The 2,682-nt window shown below is 56.7% G+C and carries 2 rRNA genes (1 of these 2 cut by a window edge); both read left to right on the plus strand.

Annotation, left to right across the window (positions count from 1 at the left end):
- A 23S ribosomal RNA gene (locus tag ACWIHT_RS47090) occupies positions 1-2,472 on the plus strand (it extends 729 nt beyond the left edge of the window).
- Positions 2,473-2,565: 93 nt separating this feature from the next.
- Positions 2,566-2,682: ribosomal RNA gene (gene rrf, locus ACWIHT_RS47095) — 5S ribosomal RNA — on the plus strand.

The following is a 2,682-nucleotide window of genomic DNA, read 5'->3' on the forward strand; positions in this document are numbered from 1 at the left end:
CTCGTGACTGCGTGCCTTTTGAAGAATGAGCCTGCGAGTTTGCGGTGTGTTGCGAGGTTAACCCGTGTGGGGAAGCCGTAGCGAAAGCGAGTCCGAACAGGGCGGTTTAGTAGCGCGCTCAAGACCCGAAGCGGAGTGATCTAGCCATGGGCAGGTTGAAGCGGAGGTAAGACTTCGTGGAGGACCGAACCCACCAGGGTTGAAAACCTGGGGGATGACCTGTGGTTAGGGGTGAAAGGCCAATCAAACTCCGTGATAGCTGGTTCTCCCCGAAATGCATTTAGGTGCAGCGTCGTGTGTTTCTTGCCGGAGGTAGAGCACTGGATAGGCGATGGGCCCTACCGGGTTACTGACCTTAGCCAAACTCCGAATGCCGGTAAGTGAGAGCGCGGCAGTGAGACTGTGGGGGATAAGCTCCATGGTCGAGAGGGAAACAGCCCAGAGCATCGACTAAGGCCCCTAAGCGTACGCTAAGTGGGAAAGGATGTGGAGTCGCAGAGACAACCAGGAGGTTGGCTTAGAAGCAGCCACCCTTGAAAGAGTGCGTAATAGCTCACTGGTCTAGTGATTCCGCGCCGACAATGTAGCGGGGCTCAAGCGTACCGCCGAAGTCGTGTCATTCCAGCAATAGCCCCAACGGGTGCTGGGATGGGTAGGGGAGCGTCGTGTGCCGGGTGAAGCCGCAGCGGAAGCTAGTGGTGGACGGTTCACGAGTGAGAATGCAGGCATGAGTAGCGATACACACGTGAGAAACGTGTGCGCCGATTGACTAAGGGTTCCTGGGTCAAGCTGATCTGCCCAGGGTAAGTCGGGACCTAAGGCGAGGCCGACAGGCGTAGTCGATGGATAACCGGTTGATATTCCGGTACCCGCTGTGAAGCGTCAAACATTGAACCAGGCGATGCTAAGTCCGTGAAGCCGTTCCGGACCCTTCGGGGAATGGAAAGTGGTGGAGCCGACGGTCCAGATCTGTAGTAGGTGAGTGATGGGGTGACGCAGGAAGGTAGTCCATCCCGGGCGGTGGTTGTCCCGGGGTAAGGGTGTAGGACGTGATCCAGGTAAATCCGGATTGCACATAGTCTGAGACCTGATGCCGAGCCGATTGTGGTGAAGTGGATGATCCTATGCTGTCGAGAAAAGCCTCTAGCGAGTTTTATGGCGGCCCGTACCCTAAACCGACTCAGGTGGTCAGGTAGAGAATACCGAGGCGTTCGGGTGAACTATGGTTAAGGAACTCGGCAAAATGCCCCCGTAACTTCGGGAGAAGGGGGGCCATCACTGGTGAGAGGATTTACTCCTTGAGCTGGGGGTGGCCGCAGAGACCAGCGAGAAGCGACTGTTTACTAAAAACACAGGTCCGTGCGAAGCCGTAAGGCGATGTATACGGACTGACGCCTGCCCGGTGCTGGAACGTTAAGGGGACCGGTTAGTCACATTTCGGTGTGGCGAAGCTGAGAACTTAAGCGCCAGTAAACGGCGGTGGTAACTATAACCATCCTAAGGTAGCGAAATTCCTTGTCGGGTAAGTTCCGACCTGCACGAATGGCGTAACGACTTCTCGACTGTCTCAACCATAGGCCCGGTGAAATTGCACTACGAGTAAAGATGCTCGTTTCGCGCAGCAGGACGGAAAGACCCCGGGACCTTTACTACAGTTTGATATTGGTGTTCGGTTCGGCTTGTGTAGGATAGCTGGGAGACTTTGAAGCGGCCACGCCAGTGGTTGTGGAGTCGTCGTTGAAATACCAGTCTGGTCGTGCTGGATGTCTAACCTGGGTCCGTGATCCGGATCAGGGACAGTGTCTGATGGGTAGTTTAACTGGGGCGGTTGCCTCCTAAAGAGTAACGGAGGCGCCCAAAGGTTCCCTCAGCCTGGTTGGCAATCAGGTGTTGAGTGTAAGTGCACAAGGGAGCTTGACTGTGAGACCGACGGGTCGAGCAGGGACGAAAGTCGGGACTAGTGATCCGGCGGTGGCTTGTGGAAGCGCCGTCGCTCAACGGATAAAAGGTACCCCGGGGATAACAGGCTGATCTTCCCCAAGAGTCCATATCGACGGGATGGTTTGGCACCTCGATGTCGGCTCGTCGCATCCTGGGGCTGGAGTCGGTCCCAAGGGTTGGGCTGTTCGCCCATTAAAGCGGTACGCGAGCTGGGTTTAGAACGTCGTGAGACAGTTCGGTCCCTATCCGCTGCGCGCGCAGGAACATTGAGAAGGGCTGTCCCTAGTACGAGAGGACCGGGACGGACGAACCTCTGGTGTGCCAGTTGTTCTGCCAAGGGCATGGCTGGTTGGCTACGTTCGGGAGGGATAACCGCTGAAAGCATCTAAGCGGGAAGCCTGCTTCGAGATGAGTGTTCCCACCCACTAGATGGGTTAAGGCTCCCAGTAGACGACTGGGTTGATAGGCCGGATCTGGAAGCCCAGTAATGGGTGGAGGTGACCGGTACTAATAGGCCGAGGGCTTGTCCTCAGTTGCTCGCGTCCACTGTGTTGGTTCTGAAACCACGAACAACCCCATGCCCGGGGCCACCGGGTGTGGTGCGGTTGATGTGTTTCATAGTGTTTCGGTGGTCATAGCGTGAGGGAAACGCCCGGTTACATTCCGAACCCGGAAGCTAAGCCTTACAGCGCCGATGGTACTGCAGGGGGGACCCTGTGGGAGAGTAGGACGCCGCCGAAC

The organism is Streptomyces sp. NPDC002276 (assembly GCF_053891435.1).